This window comes from Aeromicrobium sp. Leaf291 (genome assembly GCF_001423365.1).
GTDB lineage: Bacteria > Actinomycetota > Actinomycetes > Propionibacteriales > Nocardioidaceae > Aeromicrobium.
Genome location: NZ_LMNM01000001.1, coordinates 1724244 through 1744425, shown reverse-complemented (window position 1 = coordinate 1744425; position 20182 = coordinate 1724244). Strand labels below are relative to the sequence as shown.

The window sequence follows — 20182 nt, the reverse complement described above, 5'->3', positions numbered from 1 at the left end:
GTGTGCCCCAGCTGCGTCTCGCCCTCGCCCAGGTCAACCCCCGCGTCGGGGACCTCGACGGCAACGTCGAGCTCGTCGTCGCGGCCGCGCACGACGCGTCCAGGGCCGGGGCCCACCTGCTCGTGATGCCCGAGATGGTCCTCAACGGCTACCCGGTCGAGGACATGGCCTACCGGCTGTCGTTCATCGAGGGCACGCGCGACCGCGTGCCCGCCCTCGCCGCGCGCCTCGTCGAGGAGGGCCTCGGCGACCTCGTCGTCGTCGTCGGGCACCTCGACACCGCGAAGGACCACGTCGACACCGACCGGCTGGGGGTGCCCAAGAACGCGCCCACGAACTCCGCGTCGGTGCTGACCGGTGGTCGGGTCGTGACGCGCTACGACAAGCACCACCTCCCCAACTACGGCGTCTTCGACGAGTTCCGTCACTTCGTGCCCGGTGACGAGACCCAGGTCGTGCAGGTGCACGGGGTCGACGTCGCGATCGCGATCTGCGAGGACATCTGGCAGGACGGACCCTCCGCGGCCGCCGACGCCGCCGAGGCGGGACTCCTCGTGGTGCTCAACGGCTCTCCGTACGAGGCGGCGAAGGACGACGTGCGGCTCGACCTGTGCGCCCGTCGGGCCCGCGAGGGCAGCTGCGCGCTCGCGTACGTGAACCTCGTCGGCGGGCAGGACGAGCTGGTCTTCGACGGCGACTCGCTCGTCGTCGACGCCGCGGGCGAGCTGGTGGCACGCGCCGCCCAGTTCGAGCCGGAGCTGCTCGTCGTCGACCTCGACCTGCCCGCCGCCACCGCGCCCATGCCGGACCCCGGCACGCGCTTCCACGGCCTGCGGGTCGAGCGCACCGTGATCTCCTCCGATCCCCTGCCGGCCTACGAGCCGGCGGTGCCGGTGGTCGCCGAGAGGTGGGACGACCTCGGCGAGCGGTACTGGGCGATCGTGCTGGGCCTGCGCGACTACGTGCGCAAGAACGGCGCCTCGTCCGTGCTGCTCGGCCTGTCCGGCGGCATCGACTCCACCCTCGTCGGTGCGATCGCGGTCGACGCCGTGGGCGCCGAGAACGTCTTCGGCGTCTCGAACCCGAGTGACTGGTCCTCCGAGCACAGCCGCACCGACGCCGCCGAGCTCGCCCGCCGCACCGGCCTGCAGCTCGACACCGTGCCGATCGGGCCCATCTTCGACGCGTTCCAGTCGACGTTGGGCCGGACGACGACCCGGCTCGACGGCATCGCCGAGGAGAACCTGCAGGCGAGGATCCGCGCCGTCGTCTGGATGGGCCTGTCGAACCAGCACGGGCACCTCGTCCTCGCGTGCGGCAACAAGTCCGAGCTGGCCACCGGCTACTCCACGATCTACGGCGACGCGGTGGGCGCGTACGCCCCCATCAAGGACCTCCCCAAGACCTTGGTGTGGGAGGTCGCCCGGTGGCGCAACGCGTGGGCCGAGGAGCGTGGTGAGCAGCCTCCGATCCCCGAGAGCACCATCAGCAAGCCGCCGTCGGCCGAGCTGCGTCCCGGTCAGCTGGACTCGGACTCGCTGCCGCCCTACGAGCTGCTCGACGCCGTGCTCGACGCCTACGTGGAGCGCGACCTCGGCTCGGCGGCCGTGATCGCCGAGGGCTTCGACGCCGCGCTCGTGGAGCGGGTGGTCACCCTCGTGGACAAGGCCGAGTACAAGCGTCGCCAGTACCCGCCCGGACCCAAGGTCAGCCGCCGCAACTTCGGCCGCGACCGCCGCGTGCCCATGACCAACGCGTGGCGCGAGTCGCTCGACTCGTGACCTCCCGCACATCGACGCGACATCCGGCGTCGATGCGGCAGGATGGGACCTGTCCGTGGACCCCCACCGAGGGGCTGCGAGAAGAGAGGGACCCACCATGACCGAGCACACCCCTGCCCCGACGTCGGCCGAGGAGACTGCCCCCTACGGCAGCGCGAGCACCTCCGCGCCCGACTCCCCCGGCTCGAGCCCCGCCGCACCCGTGGCAGCCGGCCCGACGACCGACCCCGCGATCCGCCGCGTGCGGACGCACCACCTGCAGCAGTGGAAGGAGCAGGGCCACAAGTGGGTCATGCTCACGACCTACGACCAGTACACCGCCGCCACGTTCGACGAGGCCGGCATCCCGGTGCTGTTCATCGGCGACTCCGCGGCCAACAACGTGTTCGGGTACGAGTCCTCCCTGCCGGTCACGGTCGACGAGCTGCTCCCGCTCGTGAAGGCCGTCACCCGCACCGCCCGGCGTGCCCTCGTGGTCGCCGACCTGCCGTTCGGGTCCTACCAGCGCTCGCCTGAGCAGGCGTACGACACGGCGGTGCGGTTCATGAAGGAGGGCCAGGCCCACGTGGTGAAGCTCGAGGGCGGGGCCGAGATGGCTCCGCAGATCGAGCTGCTCACGAAGGGCGCGATCCCCGTCATGGCGCACATCGGCTTCACCCCTCAGTCCGAGCACGCGCTCGGTGGCTACCGGGTGCAGGGCCGTGGCGACGCCTCGGCGAAGCTGATGGAGGACGCCCTCGCCGTGCAGGAGGCCGGTGCCTCGTCCGTCGTCATGGAGATGGTGCCCGCCCCCATCGCGGCCGAGATCACCCGCACGCTGCACATCCCCACGATCGGCATCGGGGCCGGAGCCGACTGCGATGCCCAGGTGCTCGTCTGGCAGGACATGCTGGGCCTGCGCACGGGCAAGGCGCCGCGCTTCGTGAAGCGCTACGCCGACCTGCACTCGGTGATCCTGGGCGCCGCCCAGGAGTTCGCAGCCGACGTCGCGGGCGGCACGTTCCCCGGGCCGGAGCACACCTTCGACTCCTGACCGCGAGCCCGGCCGACGTGGCCCGGCTCAGGTGCGCCAGTCGAACAGCGAGACGCCGACGGCGTTGACGGCGAACCAGGCCGCCAGGGCGTAGAGCGGCACCCAGGTGGCGCGGGCCGGCTGGGTCGCGATGGTGCGACGCAGCACCGGCACGAAGCACGCCAGCACGACGAGGTGCAGCAGCACGCCCCACCACGGCGCGTAGAGCACGGTGGAGATCACCAGCCACAGCATCACCACCAGCCCGGTGACGCCGATCCACGGACCCGAGCGGTCGAGCTGCAGGTTCGTGCGGCTCACGCGTCGGCGGAGGGCTTGTCGTCGTTCCAGTCGGGGTCGTTGTCCCACGACTCGTTGCGCTCCTGGACCTTGTCGAGGGCACGCGCAGCGTCGGCCTCGGTCGGGTAGGGGCCCAGGCGGTCGGCGGCCTTGCAGCCGTCCTCACCCTCGACGGTGTGGTGCTTGAGACAGAAGAAGAATGCGGGGGCCTCGGCGCTCATGGACCCATCCTGCCCCACCCTCGGTGCCGATGCCCCTCGCGATCGTCGGAGGCGGAGCGGCCTCGTAGCATCGGGACGTGTCTCCCCTCGTCGCCGGCCGCGTCTCCCCCGTCCGCCACGTCCCGTCGCGCATCGACCGGCCCGAGTACGTCGGCCAGCCCGCTCCCCTGCCCTACCGCGGGTCTTCGGTGCGCGATGCCGACACGATCGCGCGCATGCGGGTCGCCGGCAGGATCGCAGCGCAGGCGCTCGACGCGGTGGAGGCGGCGATCGCACCGGGCGTGACCACCGACGAGCTCGACCGGGTGGGCCACGACTTCCTCGTCGCCCACGACGCCTACCCGTCGACGCTGGGCTACCGCGGCTACCCGAAGTCGCTGTGCAGCAGCGTGAACGAGGTGATCTGCCACGGCATCCCCGACGACCGTCCCCTCGAGGACGGCGACATCGTCAACATCGACATCACCGCCTACGTGGACGGCGTCCACGGCGACACGAACAAGACCTACCTCGTCGGCGACGTCGACGAGGAGTCGCGCCTGCTCGTGGAGCGCACCCGCGAGGCCACCCACCGCGCGATCCGCGCGGTCAAGCCGGGTCGTCAGATCAACGTGATCGGTCGGGTCATCGAGGCCTACGCCGCGCGCTTCGGCTACGGCGTCGTCCGTGACTTCACCGGCCACGGCGTGGGCCCGGCGTTCCACGACGGGCTGATCGTGCCGCACTACGACGAGCCGTCGGCCGACACGATCATCGAGGTCGGCATGACCTTCACCATCGAGCCGATGCTGACGCTCGGCTCGATCGAGTGGGACCTGTGGGACGACGGCTGGACCGCCACCACCCAGGACCACTCCCGCACCGCCCAGTTCGAGCACACCCTGCTGGTGACGCCCGAGGGTGCGGAGATCCTCACCCTCCCCTGACCTGTCCTCCGGACGCACACGTTCGAGAGCCGTGGAGCCTGCCCGCGTGGCACACGGTCGAGGCGTGCTGAAGTCGCCGGACACCTGAGCAAGCGTCCCCACCCACGCAGGACGGCACCCCCGGTGGGGGTGCCGGGCCGTGGGCGGCGAACAGGAAGAGTGAACGAGGCGGCCTGTAAGCCGGATTCTGTCCCCGGTCCGAGGACCGGGGAGCGACCATCCATCTGGGTCACGCATCGCTGCGCGCCTCGAGCGACCTACCCGCTGACATCGGACGAGCAGCCCGTCAGCGCAGGCGCCGGAGCGCCCTCTTGGTCTTGCTCCCGGTGGGGTTTACCTAGCCGACGCCGTCACCGACGTCGCTGGTGAGCTCTTACCTCACCGTTTCACCCTTGCCCGCACCCCGTCACCCAAGAGGGTTCCGGGGCCGTTGGCGGTCTGTTCTCTGTGGCACTGTCCCGCACGTCACCGTGGGTGGCTGTTGGCCACCACCGTGCTCGGTGGAGTCCGGACTTTCCTCGACGGGCCTGAGCCCGCCGCGGCCGCCCGGCCGCCTCGTTCGTGGGCCAGTCTAGGGCGCGCTCGTCACGTCCTTGCAACCTTCGGTCCCTACGCTGGCGTCGTGGAGGTCGAGGAGATGCCGTCCGATGCCGTGGCGAGGACCGGGGGTGGGGTCGGTGACCTGCGCCCTCGGCTCCATCCCGAGCCCGTCGTGTACGCGATCGTCTCGCAGGGCTTCGACACGTCCACCGCCCTCGCGGCGGTGCGCGAGGCCGAGGGGCTCACCGTCGTGGTCGAGCAGACGGAGGCCGACGAGGACGGTCTGGTGTACGAGTTCGTCGGCGCCTGGATCACCCTGACGGTGGTCTCCGCGCTCGACGGTGTCGGCCTGACGGCCACGATCTCCGCAGCGCTGGCCGGCGACGAGATCGCGTGCAACGTGGTCGCCGGGTTCCACCACGACCACCTCGTGGTTCCGTGGGACCGACGTCACGATGCGCTCCGTGTCCTCGATGCCCTAGGCTGAGGGCTGCGAAAGGGAGTAGTCCCCAATCGCTGCGTCGACATACTGAAGCCGGGCCCTCGGGTCTGTCCTCCGGTGCAGCGGGCCAGACCGGCGACGGTCTCGGCGGACGAGACTTTCGACCCATAGATCGTTGACGATCCTGGGTCGAGGCTCGTCGATCATGGCTCCTCGTCCTGGGGGACGAGGAGCTCCTTCATGTTCGAGGCCCTGTGGCTCAGCACCGCTGTCATCTTCGTCGCCGAGCTCGGCGACAAGAGCCAGCTGATGGCGATGACGTTCGCCACCCGGTACCGGGCGCGTGACGTCATCATCGGCATCACGGCGGCGACGGCGGTCGTCCACCTCGCGTCCGTGGGCATCGGCTACTGGATCGGCACGAGCTTCGAGAAGTACCAGTCCGGGATCGCGATCGCCGCCGGTGTGGCGTTCCTCGGCTTCGCGCTCTGGACGCTGCGGGGCGACGAGCTCACCGAGGGCGAGGCCGACAAGGCGCGCAAGGCCACGGGCTCGGCCCTGCTGGCGGTGGGTCTGGCCTTCTTCCTGGCCGAGCTGGGTGACAAGACGATGCTCGCCACGATCACCCTCGCCGTGCGCGAGGACTGGTTCGGCGTCTGGATCGGCAGCACCGTGGGCATGGTGGCGGCCGACGCGCTCGCGATCGGCGTCGGCGCGGTGCTCGGCAAGCACCTGCCGGAGCGGGCGATCCGCTACGGCGCCGCCGTGGCGTTCGCGATCTTCGGCGCGCTGCTCATCTTCGAGGGTGTGCGCTGATCGCCGTCCGCTGCCTCGCTAGGCTCGCCCGGTGCTGATCGTGCTCCCGCCCTCCGAGGGCAAGACCGCACCGTCCGACGGACCCGTGCTGGACCTGGCCGCGTTGTCGTTCCCGCGTCTCACGCAGGTGCGCGACCAGGTGTCGCGGGCCCTGGTCCGTCTCGCGGGCACCCGACGGGCCGCCGAGGTGCTGGGGCTCGGCCCCACGCAGGCCGATGCCGTGGAGACCGACGCCCGTCTCTTCGAGGTGCCGTGCGCACCGGCGGGCGAGGTGTACACCGGCGTGCTGTTCGGCGAGCTCGACCTCGCCACCCTCGACGACGCTGCCACCGCCCGGGCCGAGCGGACCGTGGCCGTCGCGAGCGCCCTGTTCGGCCTGGTGCGGGTCGGCGACCCGATCCCTGCCTACCGCCTCTCCGGCACGGTCACGCTGCCGCGCCTGGGCCCCGTCGCCGGTCGCTGGCGGCCGGTGCTGCCGCAGGTCCTCGACGACGAGGTGGCCGACGGGCTGCTCGTCGACCTGCGCTCGGGCGCCTACGTGAACCTGGGCAAGCCGTCCGCGGGTCTCGCCCCCCGCACCGCCACCGTTCGGGTGCTGCACGAGCAGGACGGCCGCCGCAGCGTCGTGAGCCACTTCAACAAGGCCACGAAGGGGCGGCTGGTGCGCGCGCTGCTCACCGAGGGCGCCTTGCCGGCATCGGTGGACGAGCTGGCCACAGCCTGGCGCGACCTCGGCTGGACGGTCGAGCAGGACGGGACCCGTCTCGACGTCGTCACCACCGGCGCTCACTGACGATCGGCGCATCCACGCCGTGCCGTCCGAGCGCGGCCGTCTACTCGGGGACGATCGAGAACCCGCGCAGCGACGGCGTGCCGTCAGGCCACCACGCGATGGTCGTGATGCTGGCCGGGGCCAGCTCCATGCGGTGGATGATCGACATCGGCCCGTCCAGGGCGAGCCTCGTCATGAGCTTGATGGGCGTCACGTGGCTGACGACGACGACGGTCTCACCCGGGTGTGCCTCGACGATCCGGTCGCGCGCCTGCCGCACCCGCTCCTGCACCTCGTCGAAGGACTCCCCGCCCGGTGGGGCCACCGCGGTCGAGGACAACCAGGTCGACAGCTCGTCGGGCCAGTCCTCCATGATCTCGGCGAAGCTGTGGCCGTCCCAGTCACCGAAGGCGGCCTCCTCGACACCGTCGTCGACGCCGACCGTCACGCCGGTCTCTCGGGCCACGAAGCCGGCGGTCTCGCGGGTGCGGCGCAGCGGCGAGGAGATGATGGCGTCGACGTCGTGGTGGCGAGCGATCCAGGCCGCCGCCCGCGCGGCCTGCGCCTCGCCCTCGGCAACCAGGCCAGGGTCGGAACCACCCTTGCCGCAGAACAGCTTGCGCACGGTGTTGGCCGTGACGCCGTGCCTGAGCAGCACGAGCGTCGTGGGGCGGCCGTGTACGTCGCCCCTCCAGCCGAGCAGCGGGTTGGTGTCCTTGCCGGTACCACTCGGCGGCGCCTCGAGCGGTGCGGTGACGTCGTCGGCCGGCGGCACCGGGGTCGTCTCCTGCTGGACGGCCGTGCCCACGACGGCGGGCTCGCCGGTGCGGGCCTGGGCGTCCAGCGCCTCGTTGGCGAGGGCGTCGGCGGCGGCGTTCTGGTCGCGCGGGATCCACGTCCACTCGACGACCCGGTCGGCGAGCCCCCGGGCCTGCTCGGCCAACGGCTTCATCGACGCGTGCTTGATCTTCCAGCGTCCTGCCATCTGCTCCACGACCAGCTTGGAGTCCATGCGGACGACGACGTCGGCATCGGGAGCGTGCTCGGCGGCGAGCTCGAGCCCGGCGATGAGTCCGCGGTACTCGGCCACGTTGTTGGTGGCCCTGCCGATGGTCTCACCGCGCGTGGCGAGGATGTCGCCGGTGGACTCGTCGCGCACCAGCGCACCGTAGGAGGCGGGCCCCGGATTGCCCCGCGACCCTCCGTCGGCCTCGACGACGACCCGCCCGACGGCGGCGGTCACAGCCCGGACTCGGCCGTCCGCACCAGGATGCGACTGCACTCGGGGCAGCGCACGACGTCGTCCTCGGGCTGGGCGGCGATCTCGCGCAGGTCGGCGCCGTTGAGCTCCAGGCGGCACCCCTCGCACCGGCGCGCACGCAGCGCAGCGGCACCGAGCCCGCCGTACTGGTGACGGACCTTGTCGTACAGGGCGAGCAGGTCGGCCGGAACGCCGGGAGCCACGCTCTCGCGCTCCTCGTTCACCGCGACGACCTCGGCGTCGATGGCCTCGACCGCGGCGTCGCGGGCCGCGGTGACGTGCGTGAGCTCGGCCACCAGCGCGTCGTGGTCGGCGGTGACCGCCCGGAGCTCGGCCTGGGCGATCTCGAGCTGCTCCATGATCTCGAGCTCCTCGTCCTCGAGCGTCGAGATGCGACGCTCGAGTGCGCCGAGCTCGTGCTGGAGGTTCTCGAGGTCCTTCGGGTTGGAGATCGCACCGGAGGAGAGCCGCTCCTCGTCGCGCGTGCGGCGCGTCTTGACCTGCTCGACCTCGGCGTCGGCCTTCTTCTGGGCGCGCGTGAGGTCGCTGACCGTCGTCTCGACCTCGACCTGGCGGCCGCGCAGCTGCGCGACCTCGGCGGTCAGCTCCTCGATGCGGGCGAGCTCGGGCAGGGAACCGCGGCGGTGCTGGAGCCGGGCGAGGGCGGAGTCGGTGTCCTGGAGGTCCAACAGGGCCTGCTGGGCGGACGGTTCGGCTTTCAGGGGGTCCTCCTGGGTGCGGGAGCCAACGCGTGGGACCAGGGGTCGGTCACCAACGTGGACACATGGACGTCCACCGTATCGCCCAGCCGCTCGCGCAGCACGGAGGCGACCACCGGCAGCCAGGTCCACTCGGCCGCCCAGTGCGGCACGTCGACCACGCCGCAGGCGCCGGGACGCTCGAGGTGCTCGCTGACCGGGTGGTGCCGCAGGTCCGAGGTGACGTACACGTCGGCTCCCGCAGCGTCAGCGGTGCCCAGCAGGAAGTCTCCCGAGCCACCGCAGAGGGCCACGGTGGTGACCTCGCTCGTGAGGTCCCCGGCCACGCGGGTGGCGCCGTGGTGCGCCGGCAGCGCAGCAGCCACGTGCTCGGCGAACGCGGCCAGGGTCATGGGCGTCTCGAGCCTGCCGATGCGACCGCTCCCCCGGCTGGACGGAGCGGCGGCCGTGGGCAGCACGAGGTAGGAGACCTCCTCGTACGGGTGCGCCTGCAGCAGTGCCGTCCGCACGGCTTCGCGCAGGGTCGCAGGTGCGACGAGCTCGAGGCGTGTCTCGTCGACGTGCTCGAGCGCGCCGACCTCGCCGATCGCGGGCTGCGCACCGTCGAGGGGCCGGAAGGACCCGGTGCCCTCGGACCGGAAGACCGCCGAGTCGTAGTCGCCCACGTGCCCCGCTCCGGCCGCGTGCATGGCAGCCGCCACGGCGTCGGCGTCGCCGCGCGGGACGTGCACCACCCAGGCGTCGAGCCCGTGATCGGTGTCGACGTCCAGCGGGCGCACGTCGTGCAGCCCCAGCGCAAGCGCCATCGACTCCGAGACACCGAGGGGTGGGGAGTCGGCGTTGGTGTGACAGGTGTGCAGCGCCACGCCGTGGGTGGCGAGCGTGTGCACGACGCGACCCTTGGGCGTGGTCGCCGCCACCGACGTGACGCCCTTGAGGTACAGCGGGTGGTGGGTCAGGAGCAGGTCCGCACCCCGGGCGACGGCCTCGTCGGCGACGGCCTGCACCGGGTCGACGGCGACCAGGATCGAGCCCACCTCGGCGTCGGGATCCCCGACGACCGTGCCGACCGCGTCCCAGTCGTCGGCCCAGCGGGGGTCGTAGAGCTCGTCGAGCACACGGACGACGTCACGCAGCGTGGGCATGTCGCCACCCTAGGACGTGGCGGGAGCGCACTACCCCACCGAGCCCAGGGCGAACGGCAGGACGGCGTCGGCTCCGGCCCGCCGCAGCTCGCGGGACGCGACAGCGACGGTCCATCGGCTGTCGACGAGGTCGTCGACCATGAGCACCGGACCGTCCGTCGCGGCCAGGGCCTCACGGAGGGCGTCGGGCACGACGAACCGGCCCCACACCCCGGCCAGCCGGAAGGCGCTGTTGCCGCCCTGGGTGGTGGCCGGCGCGCCGGGCGCGACCTCGAGCGCGGGCAGCAGCGGAAGGCGTCCGAGTCGGGCCAGGCCCTCGGCCACCGAGGCCACGAGGGTGGGCCGAGCCACCGACGGCAGCGCGACCACCGCCACGGGACGCTGGTCCCACGGCCAGTCGCGCAGCGCCCGCGCGCACGCCCCCAGCAGCGGCTCGGGCACCGGCACGTCGGGCGCGCCCGTGGCGAAGAGCTCGCGCAGCGTGCCACCCCAGCCGAGGTCGGTCAGCCTCGCGACCACGCGGCCCGTCTCGGGCCGTTCGGTCGGCGGGATGCGACCGGACACGTCGACCCCCAGCCGCCCGACGCCCGACGGCCACTGGGCGCGCGGGTCGACCGCCACGCCCACCCGGTCGAGCGACTGCGTGGCCCGCTCCACCGCGGCACCGTCCGTGCCGGTGGGGTACCAGGGTCCGGCGCACACGTCGCACCGGCCGCAGGGGGCGGCCGTGGGGTCGTCGAGCTGACGCTGGAGCAGCTCCATGCGGCACGTGCGACCCGCCTGGTACTCCAGCATCGCCTCCTGCTCGGCCTCACGCGCCTGGGCGATGCGCTCGTACCGTTCAGCGTCGTAGACCCACGGCTCCCCCGTGCTGACCCAGCCGCCCTGCACACGCCGGACCGCTCCGTCGACGTCGAGCACCTTGAGGAGCAGCTCGAGCGGCGTGCGCCGGATGTCGACCTGAGCCTCGAGCGACGCGACCGACAGCGGCGTGGTGCCCAGGGCCCCGAGCACGGCGTCGACCTTGGCCTGCGTGGGCATGGAGGCCGTGGCGAAGTAGCGCCAGATGTCGGCGTCCTCCGTGCCGGGCAGGAGGAGCACGTCGGCGGACTCGGTGGCACGGCCCGCACGCCCCACCTGCTGGTAGTACGCCACGGGTGAGGACGGCGCACCCAGGTGCACGACGAAGCCGAGGTTGGGCTTGTCGAACCCCATGCCGAGTGCGCTCGTGGCCACGAGTGCCTTGAGCTGGTCGTCCTTGAGCGCCTGCTCCAGGCGGATCCGCTCGTCGGGATCGGTGCGGCCGGTGTACGCGGCCACCGTGTGACCGGCCTCCGCGAGCAGTCGCGCGAGGTCCTCGGCCGCCGAGACCGTGAGGGTGTAGACGATGCCGCTGCCCGGCAGGTCGGCCAGGTGCGAGACCAGCCAGCCCAGCCGCTCGCGCGACGTCGGCAGCGTGAGGCAGCCCAGCCGCAGGCTCGTGCGGGCCAGGGACCCGCGCAGCGTCAGGACCTCCCCCTGGTGACCGGCGCCGTCCGCCGCCCCCGGCCCGGCACCCCCGCCGAGCTGCTCCTCGACGTCGGTGACGACCCGCTCGTTCGCGGTGGCGGTGGTCGCCAGCACCGGGACCCCGTCGGGCATCGACTCGATGAGGTCGGCGAGCCGGCGGTAGTCGGGTCGGAAGTCGTGGCCCCAGTCGGAGATGCAGTGCGCCTCGTCGACCACCAGCAGGCCGATGCGTCGGCGCAGCTCGGGCAGCTGCTCGTCGCGGAAGCGGGGGTTGGTGAGGCGCTCCGGAGAGACGAGCAGCACGTCCACGTCGTCGGCGTCGAGCCGCGCCCGGACGTCGTCCCACTCGTGCGCGTTGGCCGAGCTGATGGACACCGCTCGCACCCCGGCCCGCTCCGCCGCCGCGACCTGGTCCCGCATGAGGGCGATGAGCGGCGAGACGAGGAGCGTGGGGCCCGTGCCGCGCGCCCTCAGCAGCGACGTGGCCACGAAGTAGACCGCGGACTTGCCCCATCCGGTGCGCTGCACCACGAGAGCACGGCGGTGGTCGTCGACGAGGGCCGAGACCGCCTCGAGCTGCCCCTCGTGGAACTGCGCGTCGTCGCGGCCGGTGAGGCGTCGCAGGGCTTCGAGGGCGTGCTCGCTCGTGGTGGTGGCCGTCATGGACCCATCGTGTCAGCGGGTGCCGACACGGGCGTCGGCCCGTCCACAGCAGGTCAGGGACCGGGACAGGTCCGGTCGTCGCGCAGCTCCTCGTCCAGTGGAGCCGTGGGCGCCGAGCCGGGTTCGCAGAGCATCGGGTCGAGCTCGGCGGCCACCGTGCCGCCGACCTCGAGGCGAAGGTTCCACGTGGAGGTCCCGTCGACGAGCAGGTCCACCTGCGCGCGCACCGCCTCGAGCAGCGGCCCGCGCATGGCCGGGTCGTCGAGGTCGGGCGCCGTGCCGTCGCTCGACACCTGCACCACGAGGTACCGGTCCGGGTCGGCGTCCTTCTCGGCGAACTCACGCATCCCCACGCCCACGCGTCCCACCGCCTCGGCGGGCTCGGCGGCGGACCGCAGCGCCGCCCACGCGTCCATGGTCCCGTCGCCGGGGAAGCCGCGGTCGGCGCTCACCGAGGAGCCGTCGGCAGCCGCGACGCCCCAGCCGCGGCGCGCGTCGTCGGCACCGTGCTCCTGCTCGAGCCGGTCGAGCGCCACGGACACGTCGTCGGCTCCGGTGTCCTTGCCCAGCGTCAGCACGACGTCGGTCTCGACGTGGTCCGGGCCGGGCACGTCCTGGGTCATGATGTCGACGGCCGCAGCACCGTCCTGCGCGACGTCGTGCGCGAGCGCCCACTCCTGCACGACCGCGTCGGTCGTCGCCTCCGGCTCGAAGGAGCGCAGGTGCACCGTCGACGGGCCGAAGGTGACGTCGACGTCACCCTCCTCGCCCTCGTGGGTGGTGCTGAACGCCTCGTAGACGACGCGCCCCACCTCCTGGAGCTGCTTCGAGGTGACGTCGGGCTCCGCCTCGACCTTCAACGCGACCTTGCCGGAGTCGAGCGTGACCGGCTCGGAGTAGTCGGCGTCCGCCGACGTGACGCCGGGCAGGTCGCGCAGCTCGGCGACGAGCGCGTCCACGTCGTCGGACAGGTTCGGGTTCGCACACCCGGCGAGGAGCAGGGCCAGCAGCGTGCAGGGAGCCGCCACGGCGGCGAGTCGGGATCGCACCCGCCCACCGTCGCACACCTGGCGGGGTTGCCGAGCCCGCGTGGGAGGACGACAGTGAACGGCATGCGTCGTGGCCTCGCGACCGCGGTCCTGCTGCTGGCCGTCGGGTGCTCCTCCGGACCGACCTCGGTGATCGGTCTCGACCTCGTGTGCGACCAGGACCGTTCCTCCGCGCAGGCGAAGGACGTCGTCGAGCGTGTCGGCGGACTCCGCACCGACGACTTCCTGGTCCGCCTCGCCCGCAGCACCGAGGTCGGCGTGGTCGCGCTCGTCGACGGCGACGTACAGGACGCCTACACCGTCCTTCACGGCGACTACGGCGTCTCGGTCGTCGCACAGGTCGCCGACGACGGCCAGGGGACGGCCGACGGGCTCGCGCAGGTCGATCGCATCACCCGCGCCGCCTGCGAGGGCTCGTGACGTCGAGGGCCCTCGAGAGGCGCCGGTTCGGGTGGGCGAAGAGGGACTCGAACCCCCGGCCGCTCGGGTGTAAACCGAGTGCTCTGACCAACTGAGCTATTCGCCCCGGACGGCACCGCGAAGGGCACCGGGCGCCTGGAACCCTACCGCACCGACAGCCCCGCGCGGCGTCCTCGCGGGACGGCTCCGACATGAAAGAGCCGCGGCCGCCGGGGTCTCGGGTCCCGGGCGGCCGCAGCACTCACATACAACCGCATCGGTGGTTGCCGCCGCAGGCTTTTGGCTCAACTCTCAGCAAACTTCGCCGGTCAGTCGCGCAGGTGCTCCTCGAGCCGCTCGACCTTGGCCGTGAGCTGCCCCGTGTACCCCGGCCGGATGTCGGCCTTGAGCACGAGCGAGACCCGCGACGAGGTCCGCGCGACGGCCTCGACCGCCGCCTTCACGACGGCCATCACCTCGTCCCACTCGCCCTCGACGGTCGTGAACATCGCGTTGGTCTCGCACGGCAGGCCCGACGCCCGCACGACGCGCACCGCCTCGGCCACGCCGGCGGCCACGGACCCCGACTCGTCGCCCGCGCCGGGGCTGATGCTGAACGCCGCGAGCACGTCAGAGCTCCGCGAGGGCCGCGCGGTAGGCCTCGAAGTCGCGGGCCTCGCCGATCGGGTGCTCGACCTTCCAGCGGACGACGCCCTCAGCGTCGACGAGGTAGGTGCCGCGCTCGGGCGCACCGGCACCCTCGTTGAAGATCCCGTAGGCCCGGCTGACCTCGCCGTGGGGCCAGAAGTCGCTGAGCACCGAGAACGTGTAGCCCTCGGCGTCGGCGAAGGCGCGGTTGGAGAAGAAGTGGTCGCAGGAGATGGCGAGCACCTCGACGTCGCCGCCGGAGAAGGCCTCGATGTTGTCGCGGATCTCGCACAGCTCACCGGTGCAGATGCCGCTGAAGGCGAACGGGAAGAACACCAGCGCCACCTTCCGACCCTGGAGGCCGGAGAGCGAGATGTCCTCGCCGTGCTGGTTCTTGAGCGTGAAGTCAGGTGCCTGCTGGCCGATCTCGATCGTCATGGCCCGAGCCTAGACGCCGGACGGTGCTGCAGCCGACGAGCACCGAGGTGGTCACCCGGGCGCGGACGACCGCGGCCGGCGACGGTCGGATCGGCTCAGCGCTTGTGCGTCGACAGCTTGGTGGCGGACCACTCGGCCGACGCCGACGACGTGGTCGTCGTGGACAGCCCGGCCACCGGAGCGGCCTCGGCGATGTCGGCGCCCGTGACGTAGCCCGGGCGACCGACCTTGGGCGTGAGCACCCAGATGGACCCGCCCTCGGCGAGGTCGGCCAGGGCGTCGAAGAGCGCGTCGACGAGGTCTCCGTCGTCGTCGCGCCACCACAGGATGACGCCGTCGACGACCTCGTCGGACTCACCGTCGACGAGCGCGTGGCCGACGATGCCCTCGATGGCCGTTCGGAGCTCGGTGTCGACGTCCTCGTCCCAGCCCAGCTCCTGGATGACGGTGTCGGGGCTGAAGCCCAGCCTCGCGGCGTCCAACGGGATCTCCTCGGGGTTGCGTCGTGCGTGGTGTGGACCAACTCTGGCACGGGGTGCGGGCCAGGGTGGGTCGGGGTGTCGATCGGTGTGTCGGACGGTGCGGGACCTACTGAAAAGTAGGCCAAAAACCTACTGATCGGTAGATGTTCACAACCTCCGCCAGTGTCACCCTAGCGAACTCGGCGTGGAAAGATGGAGAGGTCCACAAGACGTCCCAGGAGTTGCACATGCCCACCGGCCAGTCCCCCACCGAACGTCCCGCCGTCATCCACGAGGGGCTGCCGACCCAGCTTCCCGACATCGACCCCGACGAGACGGCCGAGTGGCTCGACTCGCTCGACCAGATGGTCGACGAGCGTGGCCGGTCCCGTGCGCGCTACGTGATGCTCAAGCTCCTCGAGCGCGCGCGTGAGCAGAACGTGGGCGTCCCCGCGCTGCGCAGCACCGACTTCATCAACAGCATCCCGCCCGAGCACGAGCCGTGGTTCCCCGGCAACGAGGCGATCGAGCGTCGCATCCGTTCCTACATCCGCTGGAACGCCGCCGTCATGGTCTCGCGTGCCAACCGGCCCGGTCTCGGCGTCGGCGGCCACATCGCCAGCTACCAGTCGGCGGCCAGCCTCTACGAGGTCGGCTTCAACCACTTCTTCCGCGGCAAGAACCACCCCGGCGGTGGTGACCACATCTACTTCCAGGGTCACGCCGCGCCGGGCATCTACGCCCGGTCCTACCTCGAGGGTCGCTTCACCGAGGAGCAGCTCGACCGCTTCCGCCAGGAGCACTCCCACGGAGCCGGCAAGGGTCTGTCGTCGTACCCCCACCCCCGGCTCATGCCCGACTACTGGGAGTTCCCCACGGTCTCGATGGGCCTCGGTGGCATCAACTCGATCTACCAGGCGCGGTTCAACCGCTACCTGCACGACCGGGGCATCAAGGACACCAGCCAGCAGCACGTGTGGACGTTCCTCGGTGACGGCGAGATGGGCGAGCCCGAGTCGCTCGGGGCGATCGGCCTCGCGGCACGCGAGGAGCTCGACAACCTGACCTTCGTCATCAACTGCAACCTGCAGCAGCTCGACGGCCCGGTGCGCGGCAACGGCAAGATCATCCAGGAGCTGGAGTCGTACTTCCGCGGCGCCGGGTGGAACGTCATCAAGGTCGTCTGGGGCCGCGAGTGGGACGACCTGCTCGCCCGCGACGTCGACGGCGTGCTGGTCAACCAGATGAACCGCACCCCCGACGGTGAGTTCCAGACCCTCTCGGTGGAGTCCGGCGCCTACAACCGCGAGAACTTCTTCGGCCCCGACCCGCGTCTACGGGCCATGGTCGAGCACCTCAGCGACGAGGACATCGAGCGCCTGCCCCGCGGCGGCCACGACTACCGCAAGGTCTACGCCGCGTTCGATGCGGCGCAGAAGCACACGGGCCAGCCGACCGTCATCCTGGCCCACACCATCAAGGGCTGGCTGCTCGAGTCCTTCCAGGGACGCAACGCCACCCACCAGATGAAGAAGCTCACCAAGGACGACCTCAAGGGCTTCCGCGACCGGTTGAACATCCCCGTCTCCGACGAGCAGATCGACGGCGACGACCTCGCGCCGTTCTACCACCCCGGGCACGACAGCGAGGAGATGCAGTACATGCGCGCCCGCCGCGACGCGCTCGGCGGCGGTCTCCCCCAGCGCATCGTCGACCCCGTCTCGGTCAAGCTGCCCGAGCCGGACTCCTACTCGGCCCTGTCGAAGGGGTCGGGCAAGCAGCAGATCGCCACCACGATGGCGTTCGTGCGGCTCCTGCGCGACCTCATGAAGGATCCGGAGATCGGGCGCCGCGTCGTGCCGATCGCGCCTGACGAGTACCGCACGTTCGGCATGGACTCGATGTTCCCGTCGGCGAAGATCTACAACCCGGCCGGCCAGACGTACGAGGCCGTCGACCGCAAGCTGCTGCTCGCCTACAAGGAGTCGGCCCAGGGCCAGCTGCTGCACGAGGGCATCAGCGAGGCCGGCGCCATGGCCTCGGCGATCGCCGCCGGCAGCGCCTACTCCACGCACGGCGAGCCGATGATCCCGGTCTACATGTTCTACTCGATGTTCGGGTTCCAGCGGACCGCCGACTCCATCTGGGCCATGGCCGACCAGCTCGCGCGCGGCTTCCTCGTGGGCGCCACCGCCGGCCGCACGACGCTGACGGGCGAGGGCCTGCAGCACGCCGACGGCCACTCGCCGCTGATCGCCCAGACCAACCCCGCCGTGGTGCACTACGACCCGGCGTTCGGGTACGAGATCGCCCACATCGTGCGCGACGGCATGGAGCGCATGTACGGCTCCACGGACGACCACCCCCAGGGCGAGGACGTCATCTACTACCTGACCGTCTACAACGAGCCGATCGTGCAGCCGGTCGAGCCCGACGACCTCGACGTCGACGCCCTACTGAAGGGCGCCTACCGATACCGCCCCGCCACCAAGGGCTCGCACCGGGCCCGCATCATGGCCTCCGGCGTGGCCCTGCCCTGGGCGCTGCGCGCCCAGGAGATGCTGGCCGAGGACTACGACGTCGCCGCCGACGTGTGGTCGGTCACGTCGTGGAACGAGCTCGCCCGCGACGCCGTGCAGGCCGAGAAGTGGAACCTCAACAATCCGGGCGAGTACCAGAAGGTCCCGTGGATCACCACGCAGCTGATGGACCACGCCTCGGTCACGCTCGCGGTGAGCGACTACATGCGCGCCGTGCCCGACCAGATCGCGCGCTGGGTCCCCGGCCCGTGGCAGTCCCTGGGCGCCGACGGCTTCGGCTTCGCCGACACGCGTGCCGCGGCCCGTCGCGTGTTCCAGATCGACGCCGAGTCGATCGTGGTGTCGGTGCTGCAGAGCCTGGCCCAGCAGGAGCTCGTCGAGCAGTCCGTGGTGCGCGACGCGTTCACGCGGCTGAAGATCGACGACCCGACGGCCACGCAGGGTGTGGTCCAGGAAGGCGGCGACGCCTGAGGGGCGGCCCGGGGGCGTCGGTCGGAGCGACCGACGTCTCAGGTAAATCCAAGTTGGGGCACCCTAGGATGTTCGGCATGCTCAAGTGGCCCTACACGTTCGCGGTCGCTCTGTCCGTGGCCGTGACGGGCGCCGCGGTGTTCTCGTCGTGGTACCTCGGCCTTCCGATGAAGGACCCCGAGGGCTTCCTCGGCCCCGCCTACGTGCGCCTGCCCGCCCTGGCCCTGCTGTTCTTCGCGGCCGGCATCGTGCCGGCCGCCGTGCGACGTCGGGGCTGGAAGCAGATCCCGCAGGGGGCGCGCGAGGTCGTCCGTGAGGAGTGGACGCTCAAGCGGGTCGGCTACATCGCGACCGGCCTGATCTCCTTCTACGCGAGCTACGTCAGCTACCGCAACCTCAAGAGCTACCTGCCCACGTACCGCGAGGGCGTGCTGTTCGACCGCCAGCTGCTCGAGCTCGACCACTGGCTGATGTTCGGACACAACCCGGCGACGGTCCTGCACGACCTCCTGGGCACCGACGTGATGGCCCACGTGCTGTCGTTCGCCTACATCGCCTACCTGCCGCTGATCCCGATCACCCTCGGTGCGTTCCTCGTGCTGAACCGCGACTTCTCGATCGGTGCCTGGTACGCGACGGCGCTGTGCCTCAACTGGATCCTCGGCGTGATCAGCTACTACGCGCTGCCGACGCTCGGCCCGGCGTTCGCGCAGCCGTCGATGTACTGGGACCTCGCCGCCACCGACGTGACCGAACTGCAACGATCTCTGTTCCGCAACCGGGTCGACGTCCTCACCGACCCCTGGGCCAGCGAGAAGATCCACGGCGTCGCGGGGTTCGCGTCGCTGCACGTGTCGGTCACCTTCACGGCCGCGCTGTTCATGCAGCGGACGGGGCAGAAGCTCGCCATCCGCGTGATCACGTGGGCGTTCTTCGTGGTCACCGTGCTGGCGACCATCTACTTCGGTTGGCACTACCTCGCCGACGACGTCGCCGGCATCGCCATCGGCTGGGCGTCGGTGTCCCTCGGCGCCTGGGCGTCGGGCAACCGCGGACGACGGCGAAGGCGACGTCTGGCCGAGGTGGCCGATCAGCCGGCCACGGTGACCGCACCCGGACCGTCGGACGCCTCGGGCTCCACCGCCGGCTGACCCTGGCGCAGCATCGAGCGCCACGTGCCGCGCCGGTAGGCGGCCGGCTCGGTGTCGCGGACGAACTCGTGCAGCAGGCGGGCGAACTCCCCCGGGTGGTCGCGGTGCGGGAAGTGTCCGGAGTGCGGGAGCACGTGCACGTCCGACCACGCCTGCTGGCGGGCGATGTCGGCGTGCGCGGCCGGGATGACGTGGTCGTCGGCGCCCCAGACGACGAGCACCGGGACGATCCGCGCGAGGTAGGTGCGGTCGGTCATCGTGACGTACTGGCCGCGCCAGTCGAGCACGTGGCTGGTGACGCGCTGCACCGCCTGGCGGGCGCGAGGATCGGCGAACGACTCGTAGATCGCGGCGACCTCGCCGAGGTCGCGCAGAGGCGCCAGACCGGTGCGCGACAGCCCCCGCATGCCCGCTGCGACGGCACGGCGCCACGGTCGGAACGTGGCCACCGAAAGCGCGGTGCCGCTGCCCGGCAGGGTCAGGAAGCGGATGAGCGGGGAGACCTCCCGACCCAGTCCGCCGGAGGAGACGAGCGCGATCCGCTCCGTGCGGTCCGGGTACTGGTAGGCGAACTGCATGGCCACACCACCACCGAAGCTGTGGCCGACGACGGTGACCTTCTCGATCCCGAGGATGGTGAGCAGGTCGCGCATCCCGTTCGCGTACCCGCCGAGCGAGTAGTCGGCGTCGGGCTTGTCGGACTCGCCGTGCCCGAGCAGGTCGGGGGCGATGACCGTGTAGTGCTCGGCGAGGGCGTCGATCACCGGCTCCCACGTGGACGACTCGCACCCCAGGCCGTGGAGCAGCAGGAGGGCGGGTCCGGAGCCGCGACGCCGGTAGGCGCGCCGGTAGCCGTGCACGACCACGAACTGCAGCTCGTCTCCCCGGTCCATCCGGCCATCGTAGGAGGTGCGCGGG

Annotated in this window: 20 protein-coding genes, 1 tRNA gene and 1 other RNA gene; 9 read left to right on the top strand and 13 right to left on the bottom strand. The window is 71.6% G+C overall.

The genetic code is table 11. From position 1 onward, the window contains the following. The first annotated feature begins 2 nt into the window (after positions 1 to 2). Both ASF35_RS08655 and panB read left to right on the top strand, forming a co-directional pair. Positions 3 to 1781: an NAD+ synthase gene (locus ASF35_RS08655; RefSeq protein WP_055965556.1), complete on the top strand. Its 1779-nt coding sequence runs from the start codon at positions 3 to 5 to the stop codon at positions 1779 to 1781. Between the two features lie 97 nt (positions 1782 to 1878). Next, on the top strand, positions 1879 to 2814 hold the full coding sequence (gene panB / locus ASF35_RS08650; RefSeq protein WP_082495409.1) for a 3-methyl-2-oxobutanoate hydroxymethyltransferase: 936 nt from the start codon (positions 1879 to 1881) through the stop codon (positions 2812 to 2814). Between the two features lie 27 nt (positions 2815 to 2841). On the opposite strand, the gene ASF35_RS08645 is transcribed toward panB, so the two are convergent. Together ASF35_RS08645 and ASF35_RS08640 are read right to left on the bottom strand one after the other, a co-directional pair. Then, positions 2842 to 3114, bottom strand: coding sequence for a hypothetical protein (locus tag ASF35_RS08645; RefSeq protein WP_055965554.1), 273 nt, complete (start codon positions 3112 to 3114; stop codon positions 2842 to 2844). Then, positions 3111 to 3314: a hypothetical protein gene (locus tag ASF35_RS08640; protein ID WP_055965552.1), complete on the bottom strand. Its 204-nt coding sequence runs from the start codon at positions 3312 to 3314 to the stop codon at positions 3111 to 3113. The genes ASF35_RS08645 and ASF35_RS08640 overlap by 4 nt, the downstream gene beginning before the upstream one ends. 77 nt (positions 3315 to 3391) lie before the next feature. Between ASF35_RS08640 and map the strand changes: the two genes are divergently transcribed. Continuing rightward, complete coding sequence (gene map, locus ASF35_RS08635; RefSeq protein ID WP_055965550.1) at positions 3392 to 4240, top strand: type I methionyl aminopeptidase; 849 nt, start codon at positions 3392 to 3394, stop codon at positions 4238 to 4240. Between the two features lie 160 nt (positions 4241 to 4400). Here the strand turns inward: map and rnpB are convergent. Continuing rightward, an RNA gene (gene rnpB, locus ASF35_RS09775) (RNase P RNA component class A) lies at positions 4401 to 4798 on the bottom strand. A gap of 64 nt (positions 4799 to 4862) precedes the next feature. On the opposite strand from rnpB, the gene ASF35_RS08630 reads away from it, so the two are divergent. The 3 genes from ASF35_RS08630 (at position 4863) to ASF35_RS08620 (ending at position 6831) form a co-directional block, all read left to right on the top strand. After that, positions 4863 to 5267 (top strand): ACT domain-containing protein, encoded by a 405-nt coding sequence (locus ASF35_RS08630; protein ID WP_235497661.1) that lies wholly within the window; start codon positions 4863 to 4865, stop codon positions 5265 to 5267. Between the two features lie 195 nt (positions 5268 to 5462). Next, the gene (locus ASF35_RS08625; protein WP_055965548.1) at positions 5463 to 6038 is read left to right on the top strand and encodes a TMEM165/GDT1 family protein; all 576 of its coding nucleotides are present in this window, start codon (positions 5463 to 5465) and stop codon (positions 6036 to 6038) included. A 31-nt stretch (positions 6039 to 6069) separates the two neighbouring features. Next, positions 6070 to 6831, top strand: a complete 762-nt coding sequence (locus ASF35_RS08620) for a YaaA family protein (RefSeq protein WP_055965546.1) — start codon at positions 6070 to 6072, stop codon at positions 6829 to 6831. A gap of 40 nt (positions 6832 to 6871) precedes the next feature. Here the strand turns inward: ASF35_RS08620 and ASF35_RS08615 are convergent, their stop codons facing one another. Genes ASF35_RS08615 through ASF35_RS08595 form a run of 5 tightly spaced genes read right to left on the bottom strand, consistent with a single transcriptional unit; the run spans position 6872 to position 13156 of the window. Continuing rightward, the gene (locus ASF35_RS08615; protein WP_055965544.1) at positions 6872 to 8053 is read right to left on the bottom strand and encodes a bifunctional RNase H/acid phosphatase; all 1182 of its coding nucleotides are present in this window, start codon (positions 8051 to 8053) and stop codon (positions 6872 to 6874) included. After that, on the bottom strand, positions 8050 to 8760 hold the full coding sequence (locus ASF35_RS08610; RefSeq protein WP_235493011.1) for a zinc ribbon domain-containing protein: 711 nt from the start codon (positions 8758 to 8760) through the stop codon (positions 8050 to 8052). The genes ASF35_RS08615 and ASF35_RS08610 overlap by 4 nt, the downstream gene beginning before the upstream one ends. 29 nt (positions 8761 to 8789) lie before the next feature. Next, positions 8790 to 9935, bottom strand: coding sequence for a Nif3-like dinuclear metal center hexameric protein (locus ASF35_RS08605; protein WP_055965542.1), 1146 nt, complete (start codon positions 9933 to 9935; stop codon positions 8790 to 8792). Positions 9936 to 9965: 30 nt separating this feature from the next. Next, complete coding sequence (locus ASF35_RS08600; protein WP_055965539.1) at positions 9966 to 12107, bottom strand: ATP-dependent DNA helicase RecQ; 2142 nt, start codon at positions 12105 to 12107, stop codon at positions 9966 to 9968. 53 nt (positions 12108 to 12160) lie between these two features. Continuing rightward, positions 12161 to 13156, bottom strand: coding sequence for a hypothetical protein (locus ASF35_RS08595; protein WP_055965537.1), 996 nt, complete (start codon positions 13154 to 13156; stop codon positions 12161 to 12163). 63 nt (positions 13157 to 13219) lie between these two features. Here ASF35_RS08595 and ASF35_RS08590 point away from each other — a divergent pair, with 63 nt between their 5' ends. Beyond that, the gene (locus tag ASF35_RS08590) at positions 13220 to 13576 is read left to right on the top strand and encodes a hypothetical protein (protein WP_156367989.1); all 357 of its coding nucleotides are present in this window, start codon (positions 13220 to 13222) and stop codon (positions 13574 to 13576) included. A gap of 32 nt (positions 13577 to 13608) precedes the next feature. Here the strand turns inward: ASF35_RS08590 and ASF35_RS08585 are convergent. The 4 genes from ASF35_RS08585 to ASF35_RS08570 all read right to left on the bottom strand — a co-directional run bounded on the left by ASF35_RS08585 (position 13609) and on the right by ASF35_RS08570 (position 15123). Further along, positions 13609 to 13682: transfer RNA gene (locus ASF35_RS08585), tRNA-Val, on the bottom strand. A 202-nt stretch (positions 13683 to 13884) separates the two neighbouring features. Beyond that, positions 13885 to 14184, bottom strand: coding sequence for a thiamine-binding protein (locus ASF35_RS08580; protein WP_055965534.1), 300 nt, complete (start codon positions 14182 to 14184; stop codon positions 13885 to 13887). 1 nt (position 14185) lies between these two features. Continuing rightward, a complete protein-coding gene (locus ASF35_RS08575; RefSeq protein WP_055965532.1) occupies positions 14186 to 14641 on the bottom strand; it encodes a peroxiredoxin in 456 nt (151 codons plus the stop codon). Between the two features lie 95 nt (positions 14642 to 14736). Beyond that, positions 14737 to 15123 carry a DUF3052 domain-containing protein gene (locus tag ASF35_RS08570; protein ID WP_082480706.1) on the bottom strand — a complete coding sequence of 129 codons (387 nt, stop codon included), beginning with the start codon at positions 15121 to 15123 and terminating at the stop codon, positions 14737 to 14739. A gap of 227 nt (positions 15124 to 15350) precedes the next feature. On the opposite strand from ASF35_RS08570, the gene aceE reads away from it, so the two are divergent. Together aceE and ASF35_RS08560 are read left to right on the top strand one after the other, a co-directional pair. Then, a complete protein-coding gene (gene aceE / locus ASF35_RS08565; RefSeq protein WP_055965528.1) occupies positions 15351 to 18113 on the top strand; it encodes a pyruvate dehydrogenase (acetyl-transferring), homodimeric type in 2763 nt (920 codons plus the stop codon). Between the two features lie 77 nt (positions 18114 to 18190). Continuing rightward, entirely contained in the window at positions 18191 to 19264 is a 1074-nt protein-coding gene (locus ASF35_RS08560) for a phosphatase PAP2 family protein (RefSeq protein ID WP_055966427.1), read from the top strand. Here the strand turns inward: ASF35_RS08560 and ASF35_RS08555 are convergent. After that, a complete protein-coding gene (locus ASF35_RS08555) occupies positions 19204 to 20157 on the bottom strand; it encodes an alpha/beta fold hydrolase (RefSeq protein WP_055965526.1) in 954 nt (317 codons plus the stop codon). The two genes, ASF35_RS08560 and ASF35_RS08555, sit on opposite strands and share 61 nt — an antisense overlap. Between the last annotated feature and the right edge of the window lie 25 nt (positions 20158 to 20182).